18 protein-coding genes are annotated in these 21,566 nt (G+C 61.8%); 13 read left to right on the top strand and 5 right to left on the bottom strand.

Annotated elements, in window-relative coordinates:
* Positions 1 to 25: 25 nt before the first annotated feature.
* The 5 genes from alr to tsaD all read left to right on the top strand — a co-directional run bounded on the left by alr (position 26) and on the right by tsaD (position 4,513).
* On the top strand, positions 26 to 1,339 hold the full coding sequence (gene alr / locus RWZ58_RS01030; RefSeq protein WP_314656845.1) for an alanine racemase: 1,314 nt from the start codon (positions 26 to 28) through the stop codon (positions 1,337 to 1,339).
* Positions 1,339 to 1,944: a tRNA (adenosine(37)-N6)-threonylcarbamoyltransferase complex ATPase subunit type 1 TsaE gene (gene tsaE, locus RWZ58_RS01025; RefSeq protein WP_314656844.1), complete on the top strand. Its 606-nt coding sequence runs from the start codon at positions 1,339 to 1,341 to the stop codon at positions 1,942 to 1,944. The genes alr and tsaE overlap by 1 nt, the downstream gene beginning before the upstream one ends.
* Before the next feature lie 23 nt (positions 1,945 to 1,967).
* Positions 1,968 to 2,795, top strand: a complete 828-nt coding sequence (gene tsaB / locus RWZ58_RS01020; protein ID WP_314656839.1) for a tRNA (adenosine(37)-N6)-threonylcarbamoyltransferase complex dimerization subunit type 1 TsaB — start codon at positions 1,968 to 1,970, stop codon at positions 2,793 to 2,795.
* A complete protein-coding gene (gene rimI, locus RWZ58_RS01015; protein WP_314656838.1) occupies positions 2,795 to 3,304 on the top strand; it encodes a ribosomal protein S18-alanine N-acetyltransferase in 510 nt (169 codons plus the stop codon). The genes tsaB and rimI overlap by 1 nt, the downstream gene beginning before the upstream one ends.
* Positions 3,305 to 3,412: 108 nt before the next feature.
* Positions 3,413 to 4,513: a tRNA (adenosine(37)-N6)-threonylcarbamoyltransferase complex transferase subunit TsaD gene (tsaD, locus tag RWZ58_RS01010; protein ID WP_314656836.1), complete on the top strand. Its 1,101-nt coding sequence runs from the start codon at positions 3,413 to 3,415 to the stop codon at positions 4,511 to 4,513.
* A gap of 151 nt (positions 4,514 to 4,664) precedes the next feature.
* On the opposite strand, the gene RWZ58_RS01005 is transcribed toward tsaD, so the two are convergent.
* On the bottom strand, positions 4,665 to 5,813 hold the full coding sequence (locus tag RWZ58_RS01005) for a glutamate--cysteine ligase (protein ID WP_314656834.1): 1,149 nt from the start codon (positions 5,811 to 5,813) through the stop codon (positions 4,665 to 4,667).
* 292 nt (positions 5,814 to 6,105) lie between these two features.
* The gene (locus RWZ58_RS01000; protein WP_314657041.1) at positions 6,106 to 7,581 is read right to left on the bottom strand and encodes a THUMP-like domain-containing protein; all 1,476 of its coding nucleotides are present in this window, start codon (positions 7,579 to 7,581) and stop codon (positions 6,106 to 6,108) included.
* Between the two features lie 246 nt (positions 7,582 to 7,827).
* Between RWZ58_RS01000 and groES the strand changes: the two genes are divergently transcribed.
* From groES to RWZ58_RS00965, 7 genes are all read left to right on the top strand, one after another.
* Positions 7,828 to 8,115, top strand: a complete 288-nt coding sequence (gene groES / locus RWZ58_RS00995) for a co-chaperone GroES (RefSeq protein ID WP_005505066.1) — start codon at positions 7,828 to 7,830, stop codon at positions 8,113 to 8,115.
* Between the two features lie 108 nt (positions 8,116 to 8,223).
* Positions 8,224 to 9,810, top strand: a complete 1,587-nt coding sequence (gene groL, locus RWZ58_RS00990; RefSeq protein ID WP_049327584.1) for a chaperonin GroEL — start codon at positions 8,224 to 8,226, stop codon at positions 9,808 to 9,810.
* Positions 9,811 to 10,119: 309 nt separating this feature from the next.
* On the top strand, positions 10,120 to 11,637 hold the full coding sequence (gene guaB, locus RWZ58_RS00985; RefSeq protein ID WP_314656833.1) for an IMP dehydrogenase: 1,518 nt from the start codon (positions 10,120 to 10,122) through the stop codon (positions 11,635 to 11,637).
* A gap of 145 nt (positions 11,638 to 11,782) precedes the next feature.
* The gene (locus RWZ58_RS00980) at positions 11,783 to 12,913 is read left to right on the top strand and encodes a GuaB3 family IMP dehydrogenase-related protein (RefSeq protein WP_070690995.1); all 1,131 of its coding nucleotides are present in this window, start codon (positions 11,783 to 11,785) and stop codon (positions 12,911 to 12,913) included.
* A 221-nt stretch (positions 12,914 to 13,134) separates the two neighbouring features.
* Entirely contained in the window at positions 13,135 to 14,727 is a 1,593-nt protein-coding gene (guaA, locus tag RWZ58_RS00975) for a glutamine-hydrolyzing GMP synthase (protein WP_049331985.1), read from the top strand.
* A 220-nt stretch (positions 14,728 to 14,947) separates the two neighbouring features.
* Positions 14,948 to 15,214 carry a type II toxin-antitoxin system Phd/YefM family antitoxin gene (locus tag RWZ58_RS00970; RefSeq protein WP_314656832.1) on the top strand — a complete coding sequence of 89 codons (267 nt, stop codon included), beginning with the start codon at positions 14,948 to 14,950 and terminating at the stop codon, positions 15,212 to 15,214.
* Between the two features lie 8 nt (positions 15,215 to 15,222).
* Positions 15,223 to 15,645 carry a type II toxin-antitoxin system VapC family toxin gene (locus RWZ58_RS00965; RefSeq protein WP_314656830.1) on the top strand — a complete coding sequence of 141 codons (423 nt, stop codon included), beginning with the start codon at positions 15,223 to 15,225 and terminating at the stop codon, positions 15,643 to 15,645.
* A 203-nt stretch (positions 15,646 to 15,848) separates the two neighbouring features.
* On the opposite strand, the gene RWZ58_RS00960 is transcribed toward RWZ58_RS00965, so the two are convergent.
* A complete protein-coding gene (locus RWZ58_RS00960; RefSeq protein ID WP_314656828.1) occupies positions 15,849 to 16,100 on the bottom strand; it encodes a hypothetical protein in 252 nt (83 codons plus the stop codon).
* A gap of 535 nt (positions 16,101 to 16,635) precedes the next feature.
* Here RWZ58_RS00960 and RWZ58_RS00955 point away from each other — a divergent pair.
* Entirely contained in the window at positions 16,636 to 17,610 is a 975-nt protein-coding gene (locus tag RWZ58_RS00955) for a permease (protein ID WP_314656826.1), read from the top strand.
* 140 nt (positions 17,611 to 17,750) lie between these two features.
* Here the strand turns inward: RWZ58_RS00955 and RWZ58_RS00950 are convergent, their stop codons facing one another.
* A complete protein-coding gene (locus RWZ58_RS00950) occupies positions 17,751 to 19,556 on the bottom strand; it encodes an alpha-glucosidase (protein ID WP_314656824.1) in 1,806 nt (601 codons plus the stop codon).
* Between the two features lie 126 nt (positions 19,557 to 19,682).
* Complete coding sequence (locus tag RWZ58_RS00945; protein ID WP_314656823.1) at positions 19,683 to 21,497, bottom strand: alpha-glucosidase; 1,815 nt, start codon at positions 21,495 to 21,497, stop codon at positions 19,683 to 19,685.
* Positions 21,498 to 21,566 lie beyond the last annotated feature (69 nt).

The following is a 21,566-nucleotide window of genomic DNA, read 5'->3' as shown; positions in this document are numbered from 1 at the left end:
ACCCGCCCGTCAGAAACGAAGGACCATGACTCACCCTCAGCAGCCTGCCGAACCGCTTTACTGCCCGCCCTGCACTCCCGGCCAGGTGGAACGTAGCGCCACGATTGATCTTGACGCGCTGGAACATAACGTGCGCCGCCTCAAGGAACTCATTGGTGACCGCGTGCTCATCGCTGTGATTAAGGCGGATGCGTACGGTCACGGCGCGTACCCGGTGGCACGTTCGGCTATTGCCGCCGGTGCCGACCTGCTGGGCGTGGTGCACGTGAATGAGGCGCTGGAACTGCGCGCTGACGGTATTGATGCGCCGCTCATGGCGTGGCTGCACACCCCCTCTACCGACTTTGACGCAGCACTGCAGGAGAAGATTCGTCTGGGTGTTTCCGGTTGGGATCTGGAGGCGGTTGCCGCCGCCGCTGAACGCACCGGCGAGCGCGCTATCGTGCATCTGAAGGCTGATACCGGTCTGGGTCGTAACGGCGCCACCGCGGCGGATTGGCCTGCGCTGGTGGCTCGCGCCGCATCTCTGGAGGATGCCGGTCTGATTACGGTTGAGGGTATTTTCAGCCACCTGGCGGTTGCGGATGAGCCGACCCGCGCTGAGACTGCCCAACAGCTCGACACCCTGGATACTTTTGTGGCTCAGGCACGCGAAGCTGGCCTGGACCCGAAGATTGTGCATCTGGCGAATTCACCGGCGACCCTGACCGCCTCCCTGGAGGGTTGGGATACGGAGGAGCGTCTGCTCGGTGACGGTGTGCGTTGCGGCCTTGCTCTGTACGGTCTCTCTCCGCTGCCGGAGGTGACCTCCAAGGAATTGGGCTTGAAGCCCGTCATGACGGTGGGTAGCTACATTGCCGCCGTGAAGGAAGTTCCTGCAGGCCAGGGCGTTTCCTACGGTCTGCGCTACCACACTCCCAAGGCAACCACCCTGGCGCTGGTGCCGCTCGGCTACGCTGACGGCGTGCCGCGCATTGCGGAGAACGCGCCGGTGCGCATCTACCCGGGTGCGCAGAATACGGAGAGCGGCGCCGTGCCCAATAACGCGGAGGGTACGACCTACCGTGTAGTCGGTCGCGTCGCCATGGACCAGATGGTCGTTGACCTGGGCGAACCCGGCCTGAGCGACCCCGCCCTGGGCTACCTGGGTGCCCCCGCCGTCCTCTTCGGTGCCGGCGAAAACCCGCCCGTGGAAGAATGGGCGGAAGCCGCGCAGACCATTAACTATGAAATCGTGACCCGCATTTCTCCTCGCGTGGAGCGCCTCTACGCCGGCGGCTCCTGGGTTGAAGCTGAGCTGAACGAGCTGTGGGGCACCGGCGAGGAGCAGGAGAGCTAATGAGCGCTGAGTACATTTCAGCCGCCCTCGACCTGGACGTGACCGGTCCCGACCATACCCGCCGTCTGGCGCTCACCCTGGCGCAGCACCTGAACGCCGGGGACGTACTGCTCCTCTCGGGTGAGCTCGGTGCGGGTAAGACCACGTTCACCCGCTCCCTGGGCGAAGGCCTGGGCGTGCGCGAGGGCGTTATCTCACCGACCTTCGTGCTCTCGCGCGTGCACCCGAACCTGCCGGATGGCCCCCGACCCGGCGGCCCCGACCTGGTGCACGTGGACGCCTACCGCCTCTCCAGCGCAGAAGAGCTCGACGACCTGGACCTGGAGTTCTCCCTGCCGCGCTCGGTGACCGTCATCGAGTGGGGCCGCGATAAGGCTGAGCACCTGAGCGATTCCCGTCTGGAACTGGACTTCACCCGACTGACCGGCGCGGATGCACGCTTCGCCTACTCGGGCGCCGAAGAGTTCAGCTGGGACGACGAAGCTGAGGACGAAAGCGACGAGGAAACGGACACCCCCGAGCCTCGCCTGCTGCGGGTGCGCGCCTTCGGCCCCCGCTGGGAGCACGCTTTCGACGCCCTGGAAGAGGCCCTGCAGAGCGCCTAGAGCCCGCGCGCTAGAATGATAGAGTGCTAGTACTTGCCCTTGATTCATCCGCCACCGCTTCTGTGGCGCTCGCCCGTGTGCACGGCTCCGAAGCCGGTGCGTCCTTCGAAATCCTCGCCCGCTACGAGAGCGAAGATACCCGCTCCCACGCTGAGGTGATGGGCCCCTACGCGCAGGCTGCCCTGCAGGACGCCGGCGTGCGCGGCGAAGATTTGGATGCGATTCTGACCGGTACCGGCCCGGGACCTTTTACGGGTCTTCGCGCCGGTATCGTTACTGCGCGCGCCCTGGGTTTTGCCTGGTCGGTGCCGGTGTACGGCATGATGAGCTTGACCGCCCTTGCTGAGCGCGCTGTATCTGGCGCGGCTGCAGGGGATACTGCCGGGGAAAGCTCCGGGGAAGAGAACGTAGAACGAGCGTTCGCCTCTGCTGAAGGTGCTGAGCTTGTAGAAGGTGCTGAGCTACTCGTGCTCTCCGACGCGCGCCGCCGCGAAGTCTACTCCGCCCGCTACCGCGTGGAGGCTGCAGGCTACACCCTGGTGGACGGCCCGAACGTATGCCCCGCCTCCGAAATTCTGCCCGGTGAAGGCCCCTCCTACGCCTACGGCTACGGTGCCGGCCTGTACGCCGAGGCCCTCGAAGAGCACGGCTGGACCATCGTCGATTCCGCCCGCAAGGTTCACCCGCACGCCGAGTACCTGGTTGCCGCCGCGGCGCGCCTGGGCGTAGAGAACCTGAGCGAGGACACCTCCGCCCAGTACCTGCGCGACTCGGACGCAAAGGTCCCCGCCGCAATGCTCGCCCGCCAGCAGAAGCAGGCTGCACAGGCTGCTGCCCAGAAGGATAACTAGTGAGCGCTACTGAAAATATCGTGCGGGATGACCTGAATCTGGGCGCCCGCCTGCGCGTTGCCGAACTCGCGGACGTGCAGGCCATGCACCGCATGGAGACCACCCTGTTCCCCGCCGACGCCTGGCACATCGACATGTTCCTTGAGGAGCTGACCCACCCGACCCGCACCTACTACATGCTCGAGCTGCCGGGGGAGAACCCGGAAAGCGGCGAGGGCGACTGGCGCGCCATCGGTTACTGCGGAACCATGGTCGTAGCTGACACCGCTGACGTTCAGACCATCGGTGTGCTCTCCGAGTACGAGGGCCACGGCTTCGGCCGAGCCATGCTCGAGCAGATGCACGAGCGTGCCCGCGAACAGGGAGCCGAGCGCATCCTGCTGGAGGTGCGTGCCGACAACCCGCGCGCCCAGCGCCTCTACGAACGCAACGGCTACCGCGCAATTCATGTGCGCGGCGGCTACTACGATGACGGAATCGACGCCATCATTATGGAATGTACGTTCTAAATATCCCGGTAGGCTAAACCGCAATCCCCGCAATACGGGCGAGCACCCGCCCCTACACCACAGCATCAAGAAGCACTACGCGCAGACAGCGCAACAGAAAGACGAACTATGAGCACTCGCGAACCCCTCGTTCTGGGTATCGAATCCTCCTGTGATGAGACCGGTATCGGCATTGTGCGCGGTGCACAGCTGCTCAGCAACACCATCTCCTCCTCCATGGAAGAGCACGTGCGCTTTGGCGGCGTGATCCCCGAAATCGCCTCCCGCGCCCACCTGGACGCCATGATTCCCGCCCTCAAAGCGGCACTCGCAGAGGCCGACATCACCCTCGATGAGGTGGACGCTATCGCCGTCACCGCGGGCCCCGGCCTGGCTGGCGCCCTGATGGTTGGCGTTTCCGCGGCGAAGGCGCTCGCTATTGCCACCGGCAAGCCCCTCTACGGCATCAACCACCTGGTCGCCCACGTTGGCGTTGGCCTTCTGGAAGATAACGGCACCGAGGACGGCTCCGACCTGCTGGCGAACGCTGGCTCCGGTGGTCTGGGTGCGCTGCTGGTTTCTGGCGGTCATACCGAAATCCTGCAGGTGCGCGACATTACCTCCGATGTGCATCTGCTCGGCGCAACCCTGGACGATGCCGCCGGTGAAGCCTACGACAAGGTCGCCCGCCTGCTCGGCCTGGACTACCCGGGCGGCCCCGCCATTGACCGCGCCGCAGCCGAGGGCAACCGCAACGCCTTCGTATTCCCGCGTGGCCTGTCGAACCGCAAGTTCATGGGCACCGCCGAGGAGCCCGGCGCGCACCGCTACGATTTCTCCTTCTCGGGTCTGAAGACCGCCGTGGCGCGCGTGATTGAGAGCTTTGAGGCCGCCGGTGAAGAGGTTCCGGTTGCCGATATTGCCGCATCCTTCCAGGAGGCTGTCGTAGACGTCATCACCAAGAAGGCTATGCTGGCTTGCCGTGAGCAGGGCATGAAGACCCTGCTGCTCGGCGGTGGCGTGGCGGCTAATTCGCGTCTGCGTGAGCTGCTTGCCGCCCGATGCGCCTCCGAGGGGGTGCGCCTGATCATCCCGAAGTTCACCCTGTGCACCGATAACGGCGCGATGGTTGCGGCGCTGGGCGCCCGCCTGGTCGCCGCCGGTCGTGAGCCCTCGGGCGTGGACTTCACGACGGACTCCTCGCTGCCGGTGACCACTGTTTGTTTCTAAGCGGGCTGTTCTAAACGGTCTGCTTCTAATTGGCAAGGCGAGCGCACCCACGCGGTTCGCCTTGAAAATGCGCGTAGAAATGCCTCGGCACAGTCTCTCAAAGGACTGCGCCGAGGCATTTTACGTATCTAAGTTTTCTTCCCGCGAGGGGTTAGCGCAGTGCTCGCGCACGAGACTGGGCGGCAACGTCCAGCGCCACCTCACGCAGGGAGCCGGTCTTCTCGAAGACCGCACGCTGGCGATCCGCACCCGTACCCTCGGCGAGGATGCGACGCACCTGCGCCAGCTCTATCTCGCAGTCAAGGTCGCGTGCCACCGGCTCCAGCTTGGGCAGAAGCAGCTCGAAGTCCTCGCGCAGGGTACGCTGCACCGGCTCGTTGGAAACCACAATCTTTGCGTCCAGGCCGTAGCGGGCAACGCGCCACTTGTTCTCCTGCGCGTGCCAGGGTGCCAGCACCTCAATGCTTTCGCCCGCCTCAACCTGGCGGGAGAAGTACTCCACCAGGCACTGCGTGAACGCCACGATCGCGGCAACATCCGGCAGGGAGGCCAGACCGTCGCAATAGCGCATCTCAATCGTGCCGTAGCGCGGAACCGGGCGCACATCCCAACGGTCCTCGCTCGGGTCGTTAATTACGTCGGTCGCCACCAGTGAATCCAGGTACTCGCTGTACTGCTCCCACGTATCAAAGTGGAAGGGCAGGCCGTTCGTGGGCAGCTGCTGGTAGAGCTGGGTGCGGTGCGAAGCGTAACCGGTGTCGATGCCCTCCCAGTAGGGGGAGGAACAGGAGAGCGCCAGCAGATGCGGGCCGTAGTTGGTCAGCGCGTCAATGAGCGGCAGAACCTTATCGCGGGAGTCAATGCCCACGTGCACGTGCACACCGTAAATGACCATGTGGCGGCCCCAATACTGGGCGCGCTCAACCACGCGCTGGTAGCGTTCCTTCGCCACGACCGGCTGATCAGCCCAGTGGGAGAAGGGGTGCGTGCCGGCGGGGTAGAACTCAATGCCCAGGTCATCGGTGATTTCACGGATGATATCGGTGAGCTCCTGCAGCTGGCGGCATGCCTCGGCGACGGTGTGGCAGATGCCGGTCACCACCTCGATGGTGTTCTCCAGGAATTCGCCGGTCACGTGCGCGCGGTCGGAGGCGGGCTCGAGTAGCTCGGGGCGGCGCTCGCGCAGGATGGACAGCACCTCGCCGGCGCGCTGGGTCAGTTCGCCGCTTTCACGGTCGATAAGTGCAATCTCCCATTCCACGCCGAGAGTGGACTGCGGGGAGGAAGCAAAGTCGATCATATGGCCTTTCCTGCGTCTGGAAATAGTGTCGTGCACAGTGCCGACTACGGAAGTTTGCTATCGGTGGGTTCTGCCCGGCAGGGTACTAGCTGGTGAGAGCAGGCTCCGCGGGGGAGTACCTCTACTGGGCACCGTATCTTTATCAGGCCCGTATCTTCTCATTAGGCACTGTATCTAGTGTACGGTCTAGCGGTGCTCGGCGCCCTGTCGGGTGCAGAATCCGGAACGGTGCCGTAACGAATCGTCACGAACGGTAATCCGAACTTACAGCCGGATGCGTGGGGCCTGAAAACTAGAGCGGGCGCACGTGCCAGCCGATGCGGCGCGAGTCCCTACCCGAACCGATGCGCGTGAAGACCAGTGTTGCCGGGCGATATGAGGACTCCTGCGCACCCGAAGAAGAATTAGCATTCTTTTTCTGTTTTTTCTTAGAGGTCTTAGAACCTGCAGAACCCAGCAGACGCGCACGCAACTGCTCCGGAACAATATCCACGCCACGCTTCTTAATCGTCAGCGCCGTAAAACCCTGCTCACGCACCCAACGCTTCAGCTGCTTCTCCTGCAGGGGAATCTCCTCCAGCACCTCGTAGCAGGCAACCAGTGGATGCTCCACCGGCTCGGCGGAACACAGGTAGGCCAGGTGCTCATCCAGCAGATGCGCGCCAATACTCTGCGCAAACTCCGCGACCAGGTGCGAGCGTACAATCGCCGGGGCAGGCTCCAGTAGGTATTCGCCCGGCTGCGGCAGGGACACCGGAACCTCCACGCTCTGCTCCGCCTCTGCCGCTGTGAGGGGGCTGCGGAAGCTGACCGCCTCGTAGGGCGGTAGTAGGGCGCTGGTTTTGTTGGAGTCTTCGTTAGAGCTTTCGCTGGGGATTTCCTCGGAGCTTTCACCGAGACCGGCTTCTTCAGCAGGCAGCTCACGCACTGAGGTTGCCGTGCGAGCCACACCCTCCTGTGCCAACGCGTTAAACCAGAGGACGAGTTCGGCGAGGGAACCCTCCGACTGAATCCACTCCGCCTCAACGCGCGGGGCGGGGTTCGCCTCCGAGGCAATGTCCTCGGGGGAGGGGATGCCCTCATGCGGAAAACCGGGGCCCAGCTTCACACCCATCGGCACGCCGGTGCGCGCCAGATTCAGCACGAACGAGAACGGGGGCGAGAACGCCTCCGGGTCAAACAGGCGCTCCGTCTGCGCCTTCTTGGCACCGTGCAACTCGCGGCGTGCCGGGTCCATCCACACAATGCCCACCGGCTCACCGGCAGCGTCCAGCAGCTCACCGTGCACATAGTCGGTCACATCCCCCGAGTACACGCGCGCCTGCGGGCAGAACTCAAGGTTCTTCGCCGCAAAAGAAGCCGTCAGCGGGTCCAGCTCCACCGCAACCACGGCGCCGCGGTCCGCCGCATACACGGCAGAATCCGAGGCAATACCGCACCCCAAATCAGCCACCGTGCCGGCAACCGGGTGCAGACGCTGAGCGCGATAATGCGCAATCACCGGGCGGGTTGCCTGCTCGGCCGCCTCCTGGGTCAGCATGAGGACGCGGGCGCGCTCGCCGAACTTAGCGCGCGCACGGGTACGGGCCTGCGCCAGCGAAATGATCTGCGCGGACTCCTCGGGACTGAAACCGCGCGAACGCAGGGAAGTAACGGCGCTGAGGGTGTCCGACTCCAGCGGGTAGAGCTCATCGGCTGCCGCGAGCGCTTCGGCGCTGAACGGTAGCTCAGCGGCGGGAGTAAAAGGGGAGGTAGGCATGCTCCTCATTTTACGGGGTGGCATGCCACGGGCGCGTCCCAGGTATGCCTGTCGGAACCCCGCAGGAACACCCGCACCGCCCAGCTTTTTGCTCAGCGTTCGCCTTGCGGTGAAACACCCCGGCAGAGCGCCGCTTTTCTTGACCGAAAGCGCAGGTGAAATTAGAGTTGAGGTAGCACTCGAGACAGTTATCGGGCGCGCCACTGCGCCGCTGTCTCGCATTAAACGTCAATCCACAATCCGGAGGAACCGATTATGGCCATCAAGCCGCTGGAAGACCGCGTCGTTATCAAGATCGAACAGGCTGAGCAGACCACCGCATCCGGTCTGGTTATCCCCGAAACTGCGAAGGAAAAGCCGCAGGAAGCACGCGTTGTCGCCGTTGGTCCGGGCCGCGTGGATGAGAAGGGCAACCGCATCCCCGTAGACATCAAGGAAGGCGACGTTGTCGTGTTCTCCCGCTACGGTGGCACCGAGGTCAAGTACCAGGGCGAAGAGTACCTGATTCTCTCCGCACGCGACGTTCTGGCAATCGTCGACTAATACTTTCAGATGCTCATGCGCCGTACCGCTCATCCGGTACGGCGCATGAGCTATCATCTGCCCCCTCAGAATTTTTCCTTTCTGTGACGCACTAGGAGTAGCGAACACATGGCTAAGCAGCTTGAATTCAACGATGCCGCCCGCAAGTCCCTGCAGGCTGGCGTCGATAAGCTGGCAAACGCGGTCAAGGTAACCCTCGGCCCGCGTGGGCGCAATGTTGTGCTCGACAAGCAGTGGGGTGCACCCGTCATCACCAACGACGGCGTGTCCATCGCCCGCGAAATTGAACTGGACGACCCGTACGAGAACCTGGGCGCCCAGCTGGCGAAGGAAGTCGCCACCAAGACCAACGACGTAGCCGGTGACGGTACCACCACCGCAACCGTGCTCGCACAGGCACTGGTCAACGAGGGCCTGCGCAACGTCACCAGCGGTGCAGCACCCGCCGACGTCAAGCGCGGCATTGAGGCTGCCGTGGAGGCTGTCTCCGCACGCCTGCTCGAGAACGCACGCCCCGTGCAGGGCCCCGAGGTGGCGCACGTTGCCGCTATCTCCGCGCAGTCCGAGCAGATTGGTGAGCTGCTGGCTCGCGCCTTCGAGAAGGTCGGCCAGGACGGCGTCATCACCATCGAAGACGGCTCCTCCACCGAAATTGAGCTGGACATCACCGAAGGTATGCAGTTCGACAAGGGCTACCTCTCGCCCTCCTTCGTGACCGACGCTGAGCGCGGCGAAGCAGTGCTGGAGAACAGCCTCGTGCTGCTCTACCAGGGCAAGATTTCCACCATCGCAGAGATCATGCCCGTGCTCGAGAAGATCGTTCAGGCGAAGAAGCCGCTGACCATCATCGCTGAAGACGTTGACGGCGAGGCGCTCTCCGCACTGGTCGTGAACAAGCTGCGCGGCACCATCAACGTGGTGGCTCTGAAGGCTCCCGGTTTCGGTGACCGCCGCAAGGCAATCATGCAGGACCTGGCAATCCTGACCGGCGGTACCGTCGTGACTGGCGAGCTCGGCATTGACCTGCCGCAGGTCACCCTGGAGCACCTGGGTTCGGCACGCCGCGTGACCGTCACCAAGTCCCACACCACTATTGTGGACGGCGGCGGCGACCCCGAGGCAATCGAGGACCGCGTGCAGCAGCTGCGCCGCGAAATTGAGCGCGTGGATTCCGAATGGGACCGCGAGAAGCTCAAGGAACGCCTGGCTAAGCTCGCCGGCGGCGTGGGCGTGATCAAGGTCGGTGCCGCAACCGAGGTTGAGGCGAAGGAACGCAAGCACCGCATCGAGGACGCTGTGTCCTCCACCCGTGCGGCCCTGGAAGAGGGCATCGTCTCCGGCGGCGGTTCCGCGCTGGTTCACGCGCTGAAGGCACTGGACGGCATGGACCTGGGCAACCACGATGCAAACGTGGGTGTACAGATCGTTCGCCGCGCCCTGGTTCAGCCGCTGCGCTGGATCGCTGAGAACGCTGGCGAAGACGGCTACGTCATCGTCTCCAAGGTCTCCGAACTGCCCGTGGGTCACGGCTTCAACGCCAAGACCGGCGAGTACGTGGACCTCATCGAAGCCGGTGTGATTGACCCGGTGAAGGTGACCCGTTCGGCTCTGCAGAACGCATCCTCCATCGCGGCTCTGGTGCTGACCACCGAGACCCTGGTGGTTGAGAAGCCCGAAGAAACTGAAGAAGACTAAATAGTGTGTGTGCCCGGTGCCGCCCCCTCCACCATGGAGGCGGTACCGGGCACTCGCTGTCGGTAGGCTCGGATGCGCTCGCGTTCGTGGGTGCGCTAGAACCTGCCGACAGCCTCCCGCTGAGGGGTGCTTACTATGAGTGCTTCTCAGCAAAGAAACCTTTAGCGGTTTACTATAGAAGGTAAGCTGTTCCCGTTTGCGCTCAAACCACCTTGTGGGGTGCGAGCAGACGGGTCGTACCGCATCTTGACATACGCAACGTATAGGCTGAGCTTCTCACCGATGAAGCCAGCATCCGAAAGGTAGACAATGACCATTCCCACCGCTCTGTCCGAGGATCCCTTCGGCTTCACCGGCCTGACCTACGATGACGTGCTGCTGCTGCCCGGCAACACCGACGTCATCCCCTCCGATGCGGACACCTCCACCCGCCTGTCCAAGCGCATCACCCTGAACACCCCCATCATTTCCGCCGCAATGGACACCGTGACCGACTCCGCTATGGCAATCGCTATGGCACGTCTGGGCGGTATGGGCGTTATCCACCGCAACCTCTCCATCGAGGACCAGGCTGCACACGTGGACCGCGTCAAGCGCTCCGAGTCCGGCATGATCATTAACCCCGTCACCATCGGTGCTGACGCAACCATCGCCGAATACGACGAGGTCTGCGGCTACTACAAGGTCTCCGGTCTGCCCGTCGTCAGCGAAGAGGGCATGCTGGAAGGTATTATCACCAACCGCGATATCCGCTACATCTCCCGCTCCGACTACGAGGGTATTCGCGTCCGCGACATCATGACCCCCATGCCGCTGGTCACCGCGCACCCCAGCGTCACCAAGGACGAAGCATTCGCACTGCTGTCCAACAACAAGATTGAGCGTCTGCCCCTGGTCGACGACGCAGGCAAGCTCGCCGGTCTGATTACCCTCAAGGACTTCGTCAAGACTGAGCAGTACCCCAATGCCACCAAGGACGAGGACGGCCGCCTGCGTGCCGGCGCCGCTATCGGCTTCTTCGGTGACGGCTACGAGCGCGCAATGACCCTGGTCGAGGCAGGCGTCGACGCACTGTTCGTGGACACCGCAAACGGCCATTCCCAGGGCGTGCTCGACATGATCGCCCGCCTGAAGAAGGACCCCGCCGCAGCACACGTGGACGTCATCGGTGGCCAGGCTGCAACCCGCCTGGGCGCACAGGCGATCATCGACGCCGGCGCTGACGGCGTGAAGGTCGGCGTTGGTCCCGGCTCCATCTGCACCACCCGCATCATCGCCGGTGTTGGCGTTCCCCAGGTGACCGCTATCAACGAGTCCGCTAAGGCGGCAATCCCGGCAGGCGTGCCGCTGATTGCTGACGGCGGTATGCAGCACTCCGGCGAGATCGGCAAGGCACTGGTTGCAGGCGCTGACTCCGTGATGCTCGGCTCCCTGCTGGCTGGTACCACCGAGTCCCCCGGTGAGCTGATCTTCATGAACGGTAAGCAGTACAAGGCATACCGCGGCATGGGTTCGCTGGGCGCAATGCAGACTCGCGGCCGCCACAAGTCCTTCTCCAAGGACCGCTACTTCCAGGCTGATGTCTCCAGCGAAGAGAAGCTGATCCCCGAGGGTATTGAGGGTCAGGTTCCCTTCCGCGGCCCTCTCTCCGCAGTGATTCACCAGCTCGAAGGCGGCCTGCGCCAGACCATGTTCTACGTCGGTTCCCGCACCATCGAGGAGCTCAAGTACAAGGGTCAGTTCGTGCGCATCACCCCCGCAGGTCTGAAGGAATCGCACCCGCACGACATCATGATGACCGTTGAGGCACCGAACTACCGCCGCTAAAACGCCTCACCAACGATGATTCGCCGCATGGTGTGCACACCATGCGCCGTTGAGCCCGCCCCATACCCGTTCAGGTATCGGGCGGGCATCGGCGCGAATAACGCCCAGCGGCACCCCTCAAACCGAATTCGAAAGGATTCACCCCATGTCTGAAATTCAGATTGGCCTCTCCAAGAACGCCCGCCCCACCTACTCCCTGGACGATGTGGCGCTGGTGCCCACCCGCCGTACCCGCGACCGCCGCGACGTCGACACCTCCTGGCAGATTGACGCCTTCAAGTTCGACACCCCCATCATTGGCGCGCCCATGGACTCGGTCATGTCCCCGGCAACCGCTATTGCCCTGGGCAAGCTGGGTGGCCTGGGCGTGCTGAACCTCGAGGGCCTGTGGACCCGCTACGAGGACCCGCAGCCGCTGCTCGACGAGATTGTTGAGCTGCCCGAGGCAGATCCCGCCTCTGCAACTACCCGCATGCAGCAGATTTACTCCGAGCCGATTAAGCCGGAACTGATTACTGCACGCCTGGAAGAGATCCGTGACTCCGGTGTGGTTGTTGCCGGCTCCCTGAGCCCGCAGAACACCCAGGAGCACTACGAGACCGTGGTGAAGGCTGGTGTTGAGCTGTTCGTTATCCGCGGTGCGTCCGTCTCTGCTGAGCACATTTCCACCTCTCACGAACCGCTGAACCTGAAGAAGTTCATCTACGAGCTGGACGTTCCGGTCATCGTCGGTGGCGTGGCTGGCTACTCGCAGGCTAAGCACCTGATGCGTACCGGTGCCGCAGGCGTTCTGGTGGGCTTCGGTGGCGGCTCCGCACAGACCACCCGCCAGGGCCTGGGCATCTCCGCACCGATGGCAACCGCTATCGCAGACGTCGCCGCTGCACGTTCGGACTACCTGGACGAGTCCGGTGGCCGCTACGTGCACGTGATTGCTGACGGCTCCCTGGGCCGCTCCGGCGACATGGTGAAGGCGCTCGCACTCGGTGCTGACGCCGTCATGCTGGGTGCTCCGCTGGCTCGCGCATCCGAGGCTCCCGGCCAGGGCTGGTACTGGGGCAACGAGGCGCACTCGCTGGACTTCCCGCGCGGCGTACGCACCCCGCTGGGTGTTGTCGGCTCCCTGGAGGAAGTCCTGTACGGTCCTTCGCACCACGTGAACGGCACCAGCAACATTGTCGGCGCGCTCAAGCGCGCAATGGCTAACTGCGGTTACCTGGACCTGAAGAAGTTCCAGAAGGCGGAACTGACTGTGGTTCCCTCCTACCGCGGCTAATGTAGCTTCATGAAACACCGCTTGGCGGTTGGCAGGTTTTGGTCTGCCGGTCGCCGGGCGGTGCTTTCTTATACCGGCTTTCTTTTATGGGGCGGAATGACCCGCCAATGCGCGGAATAGTTCCCGCGCCGCGGGCGTTCAAGCTCACACCGCGATAGCGTAAAATAGATATATCCCCGCGCAAGTGCGCGGATTAGTACCAACACGTTGAGGTAATTTTCGTGACCAACTCTGTGAACCTGGACCAGCTCGAAGAGCGTCCCGTCCTGGTGGTAGATTACGGTGCACAGTACGCGCAGCTCATCGCTCGTCGCGTGCGTGAAGCCGGCATCTACTCCGAAATCGTCCCCCACTCCATGAGCACCGAGAAGATGCTCGCCAAGAACCCGGCAGCCATCGTGCTCTCCGGTGGCCCCTCCTCGGTCTACGCCGATGGCGCACCCAAGGGCGACAAGGCCCTCTTCGAAGCCGGCGTGCCGATCTTCGGTATCTGCTACGGCTTCCAGGTGATGGCCCAGACCCTCGGCGGCACCGTCGCCCAGACCGGTCTGCGCGAATACGGCGCAACCGACGCTGTGGTCTGCGCTGAGAACTCCTCATTCCTGACCGGCACCCCCACCACCCAGAATGTGTGGATGTCTCACGGTGACTCCGTGACCGAAGCCCCCGAAGGCTTCGAGGTGCTGGCAAAGACCCCCGGCGCATCCGTGGCAGCATTCGTGGACGAGTCCCGCAAGCTCGGCGGCGTGCAGTGGCACCCCGAGGTGAAGCACTCCGACTACGGCCAGGTCGCCCTGGAGAACTTCCTCTACAATGTGGCAGGCCTGAAGCCCACCTGGTCCACCAACAACATCATCGAGGAGCAGGTCGCTAAGATCCGCGAGCAGGTCGGTAGCGACCGCGTTATTTGCGCGCTCTCCGGCGGCGTTGACTCCTCCGTGGCGGCAGCACTCGTGCACAAGGCTGTCGGCGACCAGCTCACCTGCTTCTTCATCGACCACGGTCTGCTCCGTGAGGGCGAGCGTGAACAGGTCGAGCAGGACTACGCAGCGTCCATGGGCATCAAGGTCATCACCATCGACGAGTCGGAGCGTTTCCTCTCCGCACTCGAGGGTGTCACCGAGCCCGAGGCGAAGCGTAAGGCTATCGGCCGCGAGTTCATCCGCTCCTTCGAAGAGGCACAGCGCAAGCTGATTGCCGAGGCTGGCGAAGAGGGCGCAGACATCAAGTTCCTGGTTCAGGGCACCCTGTACCCGGACGTTGTTGAGTCCGGCGGCGGCGACGGCACCGCAAACATTAAGAGCCACCACAACGTGGGCGGCCTTCCCGACGACCTGACCTTCGAACTGGTTGAGCCGCTGCGCACCCTGTTCAAGGACGAGGTCCGCGCTATCGGTCGTGAGCTCGGCGTTCCCGAGAAGATCGTGGCACGTCAGCCCTTCCCCGGCCCCGGCCTGGGCATCCGCATCGTCGGCGAGGTTAACCGCGAGAACCTCGAGACCCTGCGTGCCGCTGACGCTATCGTGCGTGAAGAGCTGACCGCAGCTGGCCAGGACGAGCACATCTGGCAGTGCCCCGTGGTTCTGCTGGCTGGCGTTCGCTCCGTGGGCGTTCAGGGCGACGGTCGTACCTACGGTCACCCGATTGTTCTGCGCCCGGTCTCTTCGGAAGACGCAATGACCGCTGACTGGTCGCGCCTGCCGTACGACCTGCTGGCTAAGATCTCGAACCGTATTACGAACGAGGTCAAGGACGTTAACCGAGTGGTGCTGGACGTTACCTCCAAGCCCCCGGGAACCATTGAATGGGAGTAATCCCTGACTTGGGCTGTGTAGCTTTGTAGCTGAGAGCCCGTGAAGAAGCCGCCCGGTGCATCCTGTTGTGGATGCGCCGGGCGGCTTCTTGCGTATCTTCCTAACGACATGTAGAAGGTCTAAAGATAGAGGGGTTGTCGTAGTACCAAATGGAAAATATAATGTAGCTACGTAGTTACATGCTTTATATTTTCTATGTCATGAGTAGAAGGGGGAAATCATGACCGTTATGACTAGCCGTGAGTTCAACCAGAATCTCGCCAAAGCTCAGAAGCAGGCCCAGCAATCACCCGTTATTATCACTAAGCGTGGTGAACCTACGTATGTCCTTATGACCTACGAAGAGTATTCGCGCAGCCAGCAGGAGGAGTCCTCTCTCTATGACTTCTTCGTTAACTACCCTCAACCTGCTGGGGATGTAGATTTGCCTGAAGATTTTCCTATGGCTGAACGCTCCAAGCATCAGCGCCCCGTCGTAGAGTTCTAGGGGTAACGATGTATCTGCTAGATACCAATATCATTTCTGAGCTGTGGAAACTCTCTCGAGGCAAAGCTGACCCCGTCTTTGAATCTTGGTTTCGTATTTACTCAGACAAGCCGCTCTATATTAGCGTCGTGACCCTGATGGAGCTGGAGCGTGGAGTACTCGCCATGGAGCGTAAGGATCCGGCGCAAGGCGCTTACCTGCGTGCATGGTTTTCAGCAGTCCGAGAGAAATTTCAGAAACGGACTCTTGTTATTGACGGAGCTGTAGCTGATTGTTGCGCAGGGCTTCATGTACCGGATAAAGCGCCCGAGAATGATGCCTGGATTGCTGCAACTGCTTTGACCCATGGTCTTACTCTCGTAACACGTAACGTAAAAGATTTCGAGCGTCTGCATGTTCGGCTCCTGAACCCCTTCGAACCTGCAACCTAAGGTAGCCGTCAGCCCGTGAAGAAGCCGCCCGGTGCATCCTGTTGTGGATGCGCCGGGCGGCTTCTTGCGTAAGAACATGTAGAAAATTTCTGGGCGAATATTTTTTGAATTTATAAAAAATCGTCTATTTATTTAAACTGCGAGTCTAAATAAAACGCACTCCAAATAAATGCCCTAAAAAACTACACCAAGAAATAAACCTATTAGTGCGGGTGATTCGGGTGGCGAATCGAATCACGCCAATGAGCGCTCGACCCCAATCCAAAATGCAGAGCAAAAAACGTGCCAAAGCAGCAGAACCCAAACGCGCACGCCATGTACACGCCGTAGGTCAGCATCATAAACTCAGAATCGTGGCTCACTCCCGAAGCGACATTCAACGCCAACGAAACGCCCAGAATCACAAGCCATGCAGCGCTCGCGGCCGCAATCAGCCACGAGATAGCACTCAGCACTGGGTGCGGGACCCTAAACGTACGTTCAGGACCGCTCATAGGCGCTACGGGCGCAACAGAAGCTACGGTAGTCTCAACCACTATGCTCGAAGTATTAGGGGCTGAGGGAGCCGAAGAAGAACGCCACGGAATATGCACACCGGCATGTTGCCCCTGCGCCTTCGCGGGGGTCTTCACAGAACGGTGAGGGACGCCTCCAGCATCGGGAGGAGAAGAAAGATACGGTTGCTGCATTGCGGGCTCCTGAGCGTATAACCTCGCATGAGAAGAAACAACAGCGCGTCTAATGATGCGAGAAAATGAGTGTCGGCGATAGATTGAAAGAATACGCTGAAAATATATCCTTTCTATATTTCAAGATTAGAAGCGAACCGCATAAAAAACGAGGGTTTGGCGGAATATGATGCAATATGACGCGAAAAATCCGAAAACCACAGAGAAAAAATAATCAACCTCAACCTGAAGGTTCAGGGTAGGGTTATTAGACACGCCCTAACGCGGCAAAAACAGCAGAGCTACAGCGAAAGGAACGAGCATGGGAATCATCCTCCCACTCATCTACCTAGGTCTAGGTCTGGGGCTCGCGCTACTGCTACCCGATCGCTGGAGCACCCGCCTCAAAGAAGACGCCTCAACCCTGCTGACCCGCTGGATCATTCCCGCCGTCATCATCTACACCGTCGCAACCAGCCGTCCCGAGCTGTTCTTTGTTGCCGCCTCCACCATGGTGCTGATGCTCCTTGGCGTGCTCTGCGCCGGGCGCATCACCGGCGACCCCGTGCAGAAGCTCGCCTTCGTGTACCTGAACGCGGGGCTCTTCGGCATCCCTGTGGTTGCCGGATTCTGGGGCGAGGAAGCCGTGCGCGTGTACATTGGCGCGTATATCGGCAACTCCATCATGGGCAATATCCTGGGCACCTCGCTGCTACGCGGTGGTTCCAAGACAGATGCCGAGGCGGGGGAGGGCAACGCACCGGACGCACGAGCCACTAGAAGCCGTGGCGGAACCCTCCGCACGGTGCTGCGGGGTCTGCGTACCAGCCCGCCCGTTATCGCCGTGGTGGTGGGACTGCTCTGCCTGCCCGCAGGACCGTTCCTGAGCCAGCACGGGGCGGGTTTCTACCGGGTGCTCACCTGGGTTTTCAGCTTTATCGGAATGATCGTGCTGGGCATGTGGCTCGGCGCCGCCAAACTGCACCGCGCCGACCTGACCCGCGCCGCCGGATGGGCTCTCATACGCGCCGGGCTCGTGAGCGTCTACAGCGTCGGCGTGCTGGCGCTTGCCCGCTGGGCGCACGATGCGGCGGGCGTGCACTTTGACCAGCTGCTCGCGCATCCGCAGGTGCTCTTCATCCTTGCGGTCCTGCCGCCAGCCGCCAACATCGTCATCCTCGAAACACACTACCGGCACGAAGGCACCGCAGCCCCCGTCATTGCCGCCGGGGCGGTCGTCAGCGTGGGAATGATTGCGCTCGCCGTACCAATCCTGCAGCTCGTATTCGCCAGCTAATTAGAGCCAAGAAAGCACGCTGGGACAACCAAGAATACAACAAGAAAGACAGCAGAAGGAGGGCGGGGCATAAGCCTCACCCTCCTTCAACTGTCTATTCACCTTATCGGCACGCGGTAGCACTCAACGAGCTACAGCGCTTAGCGAACGATGTGGTACACCTTCGCCTCGTAGGGGCGCAGGGTCGAACCCGCATCGTCCTTGTAGTTCGAGCTCACCAGCTCAACACGAGCGCCCGCCTCACGAGCCTCGTTCAGCAGCGCGAAGTCACGCTCCTGCTCCTCAGCGGTGAAGTTCGAAATCACCAGCAGAGACTCATTCGCGGGGGAACCGTCCGCGCCACCGGTACGGGTGTACGCGTACACAGCCTCATCCTCGTTGTGCGGAACCTGAACCGAATCCACCGGAGCGAAGGATGCGTAAACCATCAGGTCCTTCAGCTTGCCGCGGCGCAGAGCCACCAGCTGCTGGTAGTGGTAGAAGATCGAATCCTCATCCGCCAGAACAGCCTCAGCGTTAATCGCCGGGTAGTTCGGGTTCACAGCAATCCACGGGGTAACACCCTCGGGGCTGAAACCGCCGTTAGCGGAGGCATCCCACTGAACCGGGGTACGAGCGTTGTCGCGGCCCTTGATGTAGATCGCTTGCATCGCCTCTTCGTGGCTCAGACGCTTGTGGTCCACGTGCATGTCCTCGTAGAAGCGAATCGAGTCACCATCGCGGTAGTCCTCAATCGAATCGAACTTCACGTTGGTCATGCCAATTTCTTCACCCTGGTAAATGTACGGGGTGCCCTGCATGAAGTGCAGAGTGGTCGCCAGCTGCTTAGCGGACAGGGTGCGGAACTCATCCGAATCGTTACCGAAACGGGAGACCACGCGCGGCTGGTCGTGGTTGTTCCAGTACAGCGAACCCCAGGCGTTACCCTCCAGAGTGGTCTGCCAGTCGTTCAGGATGCGCTTGAGCTCGGTCAGCTTGTACGGCGCGTAGGACCACTTGCCGCCCAGGGAGCCGTTCGGGTCGTTATCCACGCCCATGTGATCGAAGTGGAAGATCATGTTCAGCTCACCGGTGTGGTAGCCAGCCCACAGCTTAGCGTCCTCGGGGCTGGTTGCACTGGTCTCGCCCACGGTCATCACGTCGTAGCGGCTGAAGGTCTCGCGGGTGAGCTCCTTCATCCACGGGTGCACCATGGTGCCGTTGGAGATAACGAACGGAATCGAGGAGGTGTGCTTCTCAAAGTCGGTGGAGGGGTCATCCGGGAAGCCCTCGGGCTTGGAGATGATGTTGATAGCGTCCAGGCGGAAGCCGTCAACACCCTTGTCCAGCCACCAGCGAACCATGGAGTACAGGTCCTCGCGAACCTTCTCGTTCTCCCAATTCAGGTCGGGCTGTTCCTTGAAGAAGATGTGCAGGTAGAACTGGCCGGTCGCCTCGTCCCACTCCCACGCCGGGCCACCGAACTCGGACGCCCAGTTGTTCGGAGGAATCGGGTTGCCGTCCTCGTCGAAGCCCTTCGGGTCCTTCCAGATGTAGTAGTCGCGGTAGGGGTTGTCCTTGGAGGAGCGGGACTCCTTGAACCAGGGGTGCTGGTCGGAGGTGTGGTTAGCGACCAGGTCCATCAGAATCTTGATGCCGTGCTTGTGAGCGGTCTCAAGCATCTCGTCGAAGTCTTCCATGGTGCCGAAGTCACTCATGATGGCGAAGTAGTCAGAGATGTCGTAGCCGTTATCCACGTTCGGCGAATCGAACACGGGGGAGAGCCAGATGACGTTGATGCCCAGCTTAGCCAGGTAGGGCAGCTTCTCGGTGATACCCTTCAGATCGCCGATGCCGTCGCCGTTTGCGTCGTTGAAGGAGCGGGGGTACACCTGGTACACCACGGCTTCCTTCCACCACTGGCGGCCCTCGTAGGAGGGAACCTCGTATGCCTCGGAGTTGCTCATAATTGCCTTTCTGTACCGGCGGGTTACGCCGAAGAGGAAAAAGGTGTCTGTGATTGAAGTATAGGGCGAGGGGGACCGGAATGTCTGTGCCGGATCCCCCTCGCGCATTACATTTTTGGGGCGTGCCTACTTAGCGTTGCCGAAGAGGTAAACCTTCGCCTCGTAGGGGCGCAGCAGGGTGCCCTCGTCGGTGAACTCGCGGTTCTCATCGCGGTAGTTCGAGCTGATCAGCTTCGGAGTGTTCTCGATAGCCTTCAGCTCGGTCGGGGAGAGCGCCTGCGAGTTGGTCAGAACCACCGAATCCAGGTTGCCGCCCGCGTAGTTCAGCTGCACGGTGTCATCGGTGAAGTTGGCGACGACCAACAGGGCGCGCTCGCCGGTTGCAGCGGCGTCCTCGTCAGAGTTCACGCGCAGGTAGGCGTAGACCTGGTCATCCTCTTCATCCAGGAGGCGGTACTCGCCGGTCAGGATGATCGGGTGCTCGCGGCGCAGGCTAATCAGGTCGCGGTAGTGGTAGAACACCGAATCCGGGTTAGCCAGCTCTGCTTCTGCGTTGATTTCGGTGTAGCGTGGGTTCAGCTTCAGCCACGGGGTGCCGGTGGTGAAGCCTGCGTTCTCGCTGGCGGTCCACTGCATGGGGGTGCGTGCGTTATCGCGGCCGGAGGCGCTGATGTAGCGCAGCATGTCCTCGGCGGAGACGCGGCCGGACTCCTCAACGTACTTGCGCCAGGAGTCGTGAATCTCCAGGTCGTTGTAGTCCTTGACGTCGTCGAAGAAGACGTTGGTCATGCCCAGCTCTTCACCCTGGTAGATGTAGGGGGTGCCCTGCATCAGATGCAGTACGGTGCCCAGCATCTTGGCGCTGACGGTGCGGTACTCGGGGGAGTCGTTACCAAAGCGGGAGACGGTGCGCGGCTGGTCGTGGTTGTTCCAGTACAGGGAGTTCCAGCCGCGGCCGTGCAGACCCTCCTGCCAGTGGGTGAGGACCTTCTTGAGGTCAACCAGGTTGAAGCGGCGGTCGGACCACTTGCCGGTCACGCCGCCCTCGGAGGCATCCACATCCATGTGCTCGAACTGGAAGACCATCTGCAGTTCGTTGCGGTCGAAGCCGGTGTAGAGCGCGGCGTCGTCCACGGTCACGCAGGGGGTTTCGCCCACGGTCATGACCGGGTACTTGCTGAGCACCTCGCGGTTCATTTCCTGCAGGAACTCGTGCACGCGCGGGCCGTTAGCAGCGACAGCCAGGGAGTTGTCGAGGCCGCCAGCCAGAACTGCGGGATCCTCGGGGAAGGAGAGGTCCTTGGAAATCAGGTTGATGACGTCCATGCGGAAGCCGTCCACGCCCTTGTCCAGCCAGAAGCGCATGATGTCGTAGACCTCTTCGCGGACCTTCGGGTTCTCCCAGTTCAGGTCGGGCTGCTTGATGGAGAAGTAGTGCAGGTAGAACTGGCCGGTCGTCTCGTCCCACTCCCATACGGAGGGGCTGAAGCAAGAAATCCAGTTGTTCGGCGGAATCGGCTTGCCGTCCTCATCGAAGCCCTTGGGGTCGCGCCAAATGTAGTAGTCGCGGTAGGGGTTGTCCTTGGAGGAGCGTGCCTGCTTGAACCATTCGTGCTCGTCGGAAGTGTGGTTGACAACCAGGTCCATCATGAGCTTGATGCCGTGCTTGTGCGCGGTTTCGAGCAGCTCATCGAAGTCTTCCATGGTGCCAAACTCGGTCATGATCGCACGGTAGTCGGAGATGTCGTAGCCGTTGTCGTCGTTCGGGGACGCGTAGATGGGGGAGAGCCACAGCACCTGAATACCCAGGTTGGCGAGGTACGGAATCTTCTCGGTGATGCCGGGCAGGTCGCCGATGCCGTCGCCGTTGGAGTCGTTGAAGGAACGGGGGTAGATCTGGTAGACAACGGGTTCCTGCCACCACTGGGTCTGGGTCGTCATTGGGGTTCCCTCCTTTGGGGTAGATGAGTGTTGTGCGGTTCGCCCTGCTGCGGTGCGGGCGGTTAAGCC

Origin of the sequence: uncultured Rothia sp. (assembly GCF_963544205.1) — a bacterium.
Classification (GTDB): domain Bacteria; phylum Actinomycetota; class Actinomycetes; order Actinomycetales; family Micrococcaceae; genus Rothia.
This window is presented reverse-complemented; position numbering and strand designations above follow the sequence as displayed.

Excerpts from the sequence above, each read along its gene's own strand:
- alr (WP_314656845.1), top strand. The coding sequence starts at position 26 with ATGACTCACCCTCAGCAGCCTGCCGAACCGCTTTACTGCCCGCCCTGC.
- tsaE (WP_314656844.1), top strand. The coding sequence starts at position 1,339 with ATGAGCGCTGAGTACATTTCAGCCGCCCTCGACCTGGACGTGACCGGT.
- tsaD (WP_314656836.1), top strand. The coding sequence starts at position 3,413 with ATGAGCACTCGCGAACCCCTCGTTCTGGGTATCGAATCCTCCTGTGAT.
- RWZ58_RS01005 (WP_314656834.1), bottom strand. The coding sequence starts at position 5,813 with ATGATCGACTTTGCTTCCTCCCCGCAGTCCACTCTCGGCGTGGAATGG.
- RWZ58_RS01000 (WP_314657041.1), bottom strand. The coding sequence starts at position 7,581 with ATGAGGAGCATGCCTACCTCCCCTTTTACTCCCGCCGCTGAGCTACCG.
- groES (WP_005505066.1), top strand. The coding sequence starts at position 7,828 with ATGGCCATCAAGCCGCTGGAAGACCGCGTCGTTATCAAGATCGAACAG.
- groL (WP_049327584.1), top strand. The coding sequence starts at position 8,224 with ATGGCTAAGCAGCTTGAATTCAACGATGCCGCCCGCAAGTCCCTGCAG.
- guaB (WP_314656833.1), top strand. The coding sequence starts at position 10,120 with ATGACCATTCCCACCGCTCTGTCCGAGGATCCCTTCGGCTTCACCGGC.
- RWZ58_RS00980 (WP_070690995.1), top strand. The coding sequence starts at position 11,783 with ATGTCTGAAATTCAGATTGGCCTCTCCAAGAACGCCCGCCCCACCTAC.
- RWZ58_RS00970 (WP_314656832.1), top strand. The coding sequence starts at position 14,948 with ATGACCGTTATGACTAGCCGTGAGTTCAACCAGAATCTCGCCAAAGCT.
- RWZ58_RS00965 (WP_314656830.1), top strand. The coding sequence starts at position 15,223 with ATGTATCTGCTAGATACCAATATCATTTCTGAGCTGTGGAAACTCTCT.
- RWZ58_RS00955 (WP_314656826.1), top strand. The coding sequence starts at position 16,636 with ATGGGAATCATCCTCCCACTCATCTACCTAGGTCTAGGTCTGGGGCTC.
- RWZ58_RS00950 (WP_314656824.1), bottom strand. The coding sequence starts at position 19,556 with ATGAGCAACTCCGAGGCATACGAGGTTCCCTCCTACGAGGGCCGCCAG.
- RWZ58_RS00945 (WP_314656823.1), bottom strand. The coding sequence starts at position 21,497 with ATGACGACCCAGACCCAGTGGTGGCAGGAACCCGTTGTCTACCAGATC.